The sequence below is a fragment of the Actinacidiphila sp. bgisy160 genome (assembly GCF_057707815.1).
This window is the reverse complement of the sequence record NZ_JBYIQW010000054.1, coordinates 45,123-53,332: the sequence shown is the minus strand read 5'-3', so window position 1 is coordinate 53,332 and position 8,210 is coordinate 45,123. Positions and strand designations below refer to the sequence as shown.

8 protein-coding genes are annotated in these 8,210 nt (G+C 73.5%); 1 reads left to right on the top strand and 7 read right to left on the bottom strand.

All coding sequences use genetic code 11. The features are described from left to right. Positions 1–217: 217 nt before the first annotated feature. The 7 genes from AC3EUJ_RS30460 to AC3EUJ_RS30430 form a co-directional block, all read right to left on the bottom strand. Positions 218–1,627, bottom strand: a complete 1,410-nt coding sequence (locus tag AC3EUJ_RS30460) for a carboxylesterase family protein (protein ID WP_431967008.1) — start codon at positions 1,625–1,627, stop codon at positions 218–220. A 121-nt stretch (positions 1,628–1,748) separates the two neighbouring features. Further along, positions 1,749–2,510 (bottom strand): VC0807 family protein, encoded by a 762-nt coding sequence (locus AC3EUJ_RS30455; protein ID WP_431967006.1) that lies wholly within the window; start codon positions 2,508–2,510, stop codon positions 1,749–1,751. A gap of 136 nt (positions 2,511–2,646) precedes the next feature. Beyond that, entirely contained in the window at positions 2,647–3,015 is a 369-nt protein-coding gene (locus AC3EUJ_RS30450; RefSeq protein ID WP_431967004.1) for a tetratricopeptide repeat protein, read from the bottom strand. Then, on the bottom strand, positions 3,012–4,001 hold the full coding sequence (locus tag AC3EUJ_RS30445; RefSeq protein WP_431967002.1) for a pirin family protein: 990 nt from the start codon (positions 3,999–4,001) through the stop codon (positions 3,012–3,014). The genes AC3EUJ_RS30450 and AC3EUJ_RS30445 overlap by 4 nt, the downstream gene beginning before the upstream one ends. A gap of 143 nt (positions 4,002–4,144) precedes the next feature. Beyond that, positions 4,145–4,468 carry a GNAT family N-acetyltransferase gene (locus AC3EUJ_RS30440; protein ID WP_431967012.1) on the bottom strand — a complete coding sequence of 108 codons (324 nt, stop codon included), beginning with the start codon at positions 4,466–4,468 and terminating at the stop codon, positions 4,145–4,147. Further along, entirely contained in the window at positions 4,468–5,109 is a 642-nt protein-coding gene (locus AC3EUJ_RS30435; RefSeq protein WP_431967000.1) for an FMN reductase, read from the bottom strand. Before AC3EUJ_RS30435 ends, AC3EUJ_RS30440 begins: the two co-directional genes overlap by 1 nt. Beyond that, entirely contained in the window at positions 5,106–6,218 is a 1,113-nt protein-coding gene (locus AC3EUJ_RS30430) for an LLM class flavin-dependent oxidoreductase (protein WP_431966998.1), read from the bottom strand. Before AC3EUJ_RS30430 ends, AC3EUJ_RS30435 begins: the two co-directional genes overlap by 4 nt. 714 nt (positions 6,219–6,932) lie before the next feature. On the opposite strand from AC3EUJ_RS30430, the gene AC3EUJ_RS30425 reads away from it, so the two are divergent. Beyond that, a complete protein-coding gene (locus AC3EUJ_RS30425) occupies positions 6,933–8,009 on the top strand; it encodes a carboxylate-amine ligase (RefSeq protein WP_431966996.1) in 1,077 nt (358 codons plus the stop codon). The last annotated feature ends 201 nt before the right edge of the window (positions 8,010–8,210 follow it).

The window sequence follows — 8,210 nt, the reverse complement described above, 5'->3', positions numbered from 1 at the left end:
CCCCCCCCCCCCCGGGCCGTCCACCGCGCGCGTGGCCGGGGCCGTGGCCACGCCCGCGGAGCCGGGGGTCCGGAACGGATCGATGACGGGGATCGGACCGCGCACCCTGAGCGGCGCCATCTGGTCGGGATCGGAGAACAGGTCTCGCTCATCGTCTGAAGTCGACATGCCCGCAGCGTATCCCGTGTTCGAATATCTGTGCGATCCCCCGGAAGAGTTAACGGACCGGCGGCCCGAACCTCCTCACCTCCGCGGCCGCCCCCGGCTCGTACGGCCGCCACGGCCCGCGCTCGTCGCCGCCCCCGCCGCCCCCGCCGCCCCCGCCGTCCCCGCCCTCCGGACGGCCGGTCGCCACGAACGCGGCGAGCGCCCCGCCGAAGGCCCGGGCGAGGGCGCGGTCGGCGTCGTCCACCGGGCCCAGCATCGGGGCGTCGGCGTACGCCGCGAAATCGCCGAAGAGGAAGGGGAGTTCCGCGCAGTGTGTGGCGCCCAGGGTTCCGTCGTCGCCGGACGGGCGCCGCGTGAAGCGGTAGGCGTACGCGGGCCGGCCCCGTTCCGCGCAGCGGGCCGCGATCTCGGTGACCCCGGCCCCGAAGACCCGCTCGGTCCCCGCCGCCGGATCGGGGAAGCCGGCCGGCGAGGCGGCACGGAAGGCCGTCATCTCGTCCTGTGTGCTGCCCAGCAGGACGTCCGTGCCGTCCAGGCCGCCCGCGGCCACCGCAGCCATCGGGGCGCGGGGCAGCCCGGACCCGCCGAGCACCGGGTACATCGGCGGGGCGACGTCATCGGGCCGGGCGCGCTCGGCCGCCAGTCGTCCGTACGCCGACACCAGGCGCTCCGCGGAGATCTCCCGCAGTTGCGGCAGGTGTGTGACGCCCAGGAGCCGGAGATAGGCGGCGGTGACCTCGGCCGCCTCGGCGCGCTCCCGCGGTTCCAGTCCCCACGGCCCGCTCTCGGCGATCACCCGCCGGACGAGCCCGTGTGTCCCGGGGTCGACGGCGAGGCAGAGCGCGCTGTACGCGCCGGCCGACTGACCTCCCACCGTGACCAGCGCCGGGTCGCCGCCGAAGGACGTGATGTTGTCGCGCACCCAGCGCAGCACCGCGGCCTGGTCCTGGCCGCCGAGGTTGTCCGCGCCGATTTCCGGCAGGTACAGCCAGCCCAGGGGACCGACGCGGTAGTTGGCGGTGACGACGACGATGCCGCCGAGTGCGGCCAGCCGCGTGCCGTCGTACCAGTCCCAGCCGCCCGAGCCGGTGGTGAAGCCGCCGCCATGGAACCACACCAGCACCGCCCGGGGAACGGCGCCGACGTCGAGCGCCCCTTGCGGCGCCCACACGTTGAGGGTGAGGCAGCCGTCCTCGTCGCCGTGCGGCTCGCGCGCCCCCATGACGACCGCCAGCCGGGACGGCGCCTGCGGCACGTCGGGGCCGGCGTGGGCCGCGTCGCGCACACCGTCCCAGCCGGGATGCGGTGCGGGCGGGGCGAACCGCAACGCGCCCACAGGCGACGCCGCGTAGGGGATCCCGCGGAAGGCCGTCACTCCCCCCTGCCCGGTCACCCCGCGCACGCAGCCCCGCTCCGTGACCACCACCGGCGGTCGCTGTCCTTCGGTCTCACTGTCCATGGCAGCCGGTCTACCGGCAACGACCGGCCGGCGGCCACGACGCGCCGGGTCGGCGCGGCGGCAAGGCAGGACCCCGAAGCCGCCCGGACTGCCGAACGCGTGCCGTACGCGGCGGCTCCCGTCAGCCCCCCGCCTGAGCGTCCTGCGTCGCCTCCGCGTTCTCCGCCACCTCGGCGTTCTTCACCTCGGCGTTCTCCGCCGCCTGCGCCTCCGCCTCCGCCGCCTCCGCCTCCACGGCCGACCGCGCCCGCTCCTTGCCACGGGCGGCGGCGCGCCGGCCGTAGAGGATCGTCCAGGCGATGAGGACACCGGTGACGGCGTACGCCATCACCGAGTTGACCGTCACCATGGTGGCGGTCGAGAGCTTGTACGAAAGGCCGATCCTGGTGAGGGCCTCCAGGACGTAGCCGACCCCCCAGACGACGGTCATGGTGCGGATGACGTGGCGGAAGCCCTCGTACTGCCAGAGGCCGTCGAACCGCTCGGCGTCCTCCTTGGTGCCGTCGGTGCCGAACTTGCGCCCGAAGTAGAACATCAGCGGCCGCGGCGCAAGCAGGCTGGCGAGGCAGACCACCCCGAACAGGCCGGTGACGGCGGAGTCCTTGACCAGCAGCAGGCGCGTGGAATGCGGGCCCACGACGGTGACGACCACGGTGATCACCAGGAAGACGAGGGTGATGACGGCGAACTCGTCCACCTTGCGGCGCCAGGCGAGTGTGATGGCGGTGTCGAGCACCGGCCAGACGCCGGAGAGGAGCAGGGCGGAGAACTCGCTCCAGCCGGCGTCGGTGAGCCGGCCGTAGGTGAGGATGGGCAGGACGATGTTGAAGGTGATGGTGAGCGCCCAGCCGAGCGCGGACGACGTGCCTGAACGTTCGGACAAGGCTTTCCCCCCGTATTTGTTGCCAAGCCGGAGGGGAGGGTACGTGCGACGCCGCCGCCCCCGCCGGACACTTTGCCCAGGCTTTTAGGACGGCGGCGCTGTGCCGCCGGGCCCCGCTCCGGGGCCCGGCACCGGCTCAGTCCTCCGGGGACAGCTCCCCCGCGAAGGCGGCGGCGAGCCGCAGCCAGGGGGCGGCCTCGGCCTCGCGGCCCTGCCGCTGAAGGGTGCGCCCCAGCATCAGGTGCGCGTAGTGCTCGACCGGGTCGCGCTCGACGACCGCACGCAACTGCTCCTCGGCGCGGCCGAGCTGGGCGGAGTGGTAGTAGGCGCGGGCGAGCAGGAGCCGCGGGGCGACCTGCTCGGGCACCTCGTCGACCACGGCCGTGAGCAGCCGGGCCGCCTCGGTGTACTCCTTGGCCTCGAAGTAGAGCCCGGCGCGCGCCCAGCGCTCGGCCGTGGTCTCCTCGTGGGAGGCGTAGGACTCGTGGGTGGTGACGGTGTTCACGCGAGCTCCTCTCCGGGTGCGGTGTGCGGCATGCGGCCGGCCGGCTCCAGTCCGAACCGGCCCCGCTCGAAGTCCTCGACGGCCTGCATGACCTCGGCCTTGGTGTTCATGACGAACGGGCCGAAGTGCGCGACGGGTTCGCGGATCGGGCGACCGCCCAGGATCAGGACGTCAAGGGCGGGGGTGCGGCTGTCGGGGTGGCCGGTGGCCTCCAGGGTCAGGGTGTCGCCGCTGCCGAACACGGCCAGCTGGTGCGCGTCCAGCGGGCGCCGTTCGGCTCCGGCGGAGCCACGCCCGGACAGTACGTACGCCAGGGCGTTGAAGTCCGGCCGCCAGGGCAGGACCAGCCGCGCGCCGGGGCTGACCGTGGCGTGGACCAGCGTGATCGGGGTGAAGGTGCTCCCCGGTCCCGCGTGTCCCGCGACCTCGCCGGCGATGACGCGGACCAGTGCGCCGCCGTCGGGCGAGGAGAGCAGCGCGGACTCGGGGCCCTCGATGCTCTGGTAGCGGGGGGCGTTCCACTTGTTCGCCCGCGGCAGGTTCACCCACAGCTGGACGCCGTGGAAGAGCCCGCCGGAGACGACCAGTTCCTCCGGCGGCGCCTCGATGTGGAGGATGCCGCTTCCGGCCGTCATCCACTGCGTGGCGCCGTCGGTGATCGTGCCTCCGCCGCCGTGCGAGTCCTGGTGCTCCATGCGGCCGTCGATCATGTACGTGACGGTCTCGAAGCCGCGGTGCGGGTGCCACGCGGTGCCCTTGGGCTCGCCGGGCGCGTACTCGACCTCGCCCATCTGGTCCATGTGGATGAAGGGGTCGAGCTCCCGCGTCGGCACGCCCGCGAAGGCGCGGTACACCGGGAAGCCCTCGCCCTCGAAGCCCTGCGGGGCGGAGGTCACCCGGCGGACGGGGCGCTGCTCGGCGGTCACCGGGTCGGGCTCGGTGACACGGGGCAGCAGCAGGGTGTTCTCCACGGTCACAGCAGGCATGACGCCCTCCTCGGCAGTTCCGGCGGGCCCGGTCCGGGCCCCGCACAGCCGGTTTAACATTCAACCAACCGGATCCATTCCGGCCCGCCCGACCGCCCCTCCGCTCCCCGGAAGGCCCCGGGGACTCCCGGGGCCCGGGGACCTCAGAAGCCGAAGCGCGGACGCTCGCCCTCGGGCACCAGTTCCACGTACTCGGGGTGCTTGCCGATCCAGGCGCGGATGAAAGGGCAGAAGGGCAGCACGGCGAGTCCGCGCTCACGGGCCGCGTCCAGCGCGGCCCGGGCGAGGACCCCGCCGAGGCCGCGACCGCCGAAACGGGGGTCCACCTCGGTGTGGATGAACGCGATCTGGTCCCGGTACAGGTGGTACTCGGCGAAGCCGGCCACCTCCTCGGCACCGCCCTCCTCCGCCGCGTCGAAGATCTCGAAACGGGACTTGCCGGGGTTGTCGGCGACGCGCAGTGCCATCATCTCTCCCACTCGGGCCGCAGGGCGGCCAATTGCTGCTCGAACGGAACGACCGTATCCGCCGCGGCCACGGGGGCCGACGGCCGCGTCACCAGCAACGCCGCCAGTTCGCCCGCGGCGCGGGCGATGCGGGTCGGCAGGGTGTCGGTGAGCGCGTCGCCGCTGCCGCCCCAGTCCTCCGACGCCGCGTACACGGCGGTCGGGACGACCACGGCCCGCAGGTAGGCGAAGAGCGGCCGCAGGGCGTGCTCCAGCGCCAGCGAGTGCCGGGCGGTGCCGCCGGTGGCGGCGATCAGGACGGGCTTGCCGGACAGCGCGTCGTTGTCGATGACGTCGAAGAACGACTTGAACAGCCCGCTGTACGAGGCAGAGAAGACCGGCGTCACGGCGATCAGGCCGTCCGCCCGCGTCACGGCCGCGACGGCCTCCGCCAGGGCGCGGCCGGGGAAACCGGTGACCATGTTGTTGGCGATGTCCACGGCCAGGTCGCGCAGTTCGACCACCCGCACGTCGACCGTACGGCCGCCGTCCGCGACGGCCCGCCGTACGGCCTCCGCGAGCCGGTCACCGAGCAGCCGCGTGGACGACGGCGTGCTCAGGCCCGCCGATACGACCACCAGCCTCAGGGGTGCGACGGTCACTTCACGGCCTCCTTCTCCTTGTCCTCCAGGGCCCGCGCGTCACGCCGGGCGACCAGAGAGGCGTGCGTCGGGGCCTCCGGCACGTCCTCGGGGCGGCCCTTGGCGAACTCCTCGCGCAGCACCGGCACGACCTCCTCGCCGAGCATGTCGAGCTGCTCCAGCACGGTCTTCAGCGGGAGTCCCGCGTGGTCCATCAGGAACAGCTGGCGCTGGTAGTCGCCCGCGTACTCGCGGAAGGCCAGCGTCTTCTCGATGACCTGCTGGGGCGAGCCGACGGTCAGCGGGGTCTGCTCGGTGAAGTCCTCCAGCGACGGGCCGTGCCCGTACACCGGCGCGTTGTCGAAGTACGGCCGGAACTCGCGGACGGCGTCCTGCGAGTTCCTCCGCATGAACACCTGGCCGCCGAGGCCGACGATGGCCTGCTCGGGGGTGCCGTGGCCGTAGTGCGCGTAGCGCGTGCGGTACAGCTCGACCATCCGCTTGGTGTGGTCGGCCGGCCAGAAGATGTTGTTGTGGAAGAAGCCGTCACCGTAGTAGGCGGCCTGCTCGGCGATCTCCGGCGAGCGGATGGAGCCGTGCCACACGAAGGGCGGCACGTCGTCCAGCGGCCGGGGCGTGGAGGTGAAGCCCTGCAGCGGGCCGCGGAAGCGACCGGACCAGTCGACGACGTCCTCGCGCCACAGCCGGTGCAGCAGAGCGTAGTTCTCGACCGCCAGCGGGATGCCCTGGCGGATGTCCTGCCCGAACCAGGGGTACACCGGCCCGGTGTTGCCGCGGCCCATCATCAGGTCGACACGTCCGCCCGCCAGGTGCTGCAGCATCGCGAAGTCCTCGGCGATCTTCACCGGGTCGTTCGTGGTGATCAGCGTGGTCGAGGTGGACAGGACCAGCCTCTCCGTGCGGGCCGCTATCCAGCCGAGCATCGTCGTCGGGGACGAGGGCACGAACGGCGGGTTGTGGTGCTCGCCGGTCGCGAAGACGTCCAGCCCCACCTCCTCGGCCTTGAGCGCGATCGCCGTCATGGCCTTGATCCGCTCGTGCTCGGTCGGCGTCCTGCCGGTCGTGGGGTCCATGGTCAGGTCACCCACGGTGAAGATCCCGAACTGCACCGCCTTCACCCTCCTCCGTCGTCTCACGATATGTTGTTGATGATTCAACCATCCCTGCCAACGGGATGACCACCCGGGCTATTCCTCCCTGCGCGTCACCCTGCGGGGCCGGGCGCCGAGCGGTGACCGCGGCGGACGCGCGCGCCGGCATGACGCCCGGGACGGGACGGAACGGGGCGCGCCGCACCCCGCGTACTCGCGCCGAGGCGGACGGGCGGCGCGACTGGCCCGGGGAGGCCATGGGCCTGTACGCGGCGAGCTTCGTCGTCCCCGTGGACGGCGGTACCGACGACCTGTGGGCCCGCCGCGCGCGAGGCGCGGGCCGATCCACTCCCGGCTCCCCCCGGAGGAGGTGCGGCCGCTCGTACGTGTCTTCCGGCTGACCTCGTTCCTGCCGCACCGCGCCGCCGCCCTGCTGCGGCGCGGCGAGTCGCGCGGCCCCCGGTTCGACGGGGCCGTGAGCAGACACGCCTGGACCTCCCCGAGACGTACGGGCCGCTGCGACTGGCCGCCGTCCACGGCGCCGCGCACACGAGCCTGTCCGGGGCGCCGCTGGTGATCGTGGTGGGGCTCGGCGGGCGGCTGTTCCTCAGCGTGACGTCCAGGGCGGGCGAGGAGGCCGAAGGCCTGTGCCGGCGCGCCCTGGACCTCCTGCTGTCCGCCGGGTGAGGACCGCGGACGGATAGCGGCGCGCTCAGCGGGTATCGGAACAGGGTGGCACGCACCGTGGGAGTCGAAGAAGAGCTTCTCCTGGTGGACACGCGAACCGGGGAACCGCGCGCGGTGGCCGACGCGGTGCTGGACGGCGGACCCTGGTCCCGGGAGCTGGTGGCCGAGCTGCAACAGCAACAGCTCGAACTGAACAGCTCTCCCTGCGTCACCCTGGACCAGCTCAGGGAGGAGCTGCGCGCCTGGCGACAGCGGGCGGCGGGGCTGGCCCGCTCGGAAGGCGTCACGGTGGCGGCGCTGGGGACCTCCCCGCTGGCGGTGCCGCCCCGGCTGACCCCCAGGGGGCGCTACCGCAGGATGGCCCAGGCCTTCGGCCTCACCGCGCAGGAGACCCTGACGTGCGGCTGCCACGTCCACGTGGGCGTCGAGTCGGACGAGGAGGGCGTGGCCGTCGTCGACCGCATCCGGCCCTGGCTGCCGCCGTTGCTGGCGCTCAGCTCCAATTCGCCGCTCTGGCAGGGCGCCGACACGGGGTACGCGAGCTATCGCTACCAGGTCTTCGGCCGCTGGCCCACCGCCGGGCCGACACGCGGCTTCGGCTCCGCCGCGGGGTACCACGCCGCGGTGTCGCGACTGCTGGCCACGGGGATCCTGATCGACCAGGGCATGCTCTACTTCGACGCCCGGCTGTCGGCGAAGTTCCCCACCGTCGAGGTGCGCGTCTGCGACGTGTGCCCGGAGTACCAGGACACGGTGGTGCTCGCCGCCCTGGTGCGCGGCCTGGTCGAGACCGCCGCCCGCGAGTGGGCCGACGGGCGCCCCGCGCCCGACGACGAACTGGCCCTGCTGCGGCTCGCCTCCTGGCGGGCCAGCCGCTCGGGGCTGGACGGGGCCCTGCTCGATCCGCGTACCTTCCGTCCGGCCGGCGCGCACGACGTCGTCGAGACCCTCGTCGCCCACGTCGAGGACGCCCTGAAGGACGCCGGCGACCTCTACACCGTGCGTGCCGGCGTGGACCGCCTGACCTCCCGGGGCTCCGGCGCCCGCCGGCAGCGCGAGGTCTACGCGCACGGCGGCGCGGCCGCGGTCCTCCGGGACGCGGTCCGCCGCACCGCGGCGTGACGGCGCCGCAGTCGGGGGCGAGGCCCGGTTCTGCGTGCCGTGCTGACCGGAGCCGTCGGCTCCGCTGATGGCCGGCGCGCTGCCGGCCGCCGCGGTGGAGAACAGCAAGCCGGCCACGCGCACGGTGAGCATCGGCACGCTGAAGGTCTCGTTCAAGGACACCTGGCGAGGCACGGGCATGAAGACCTGGACGATCGACTC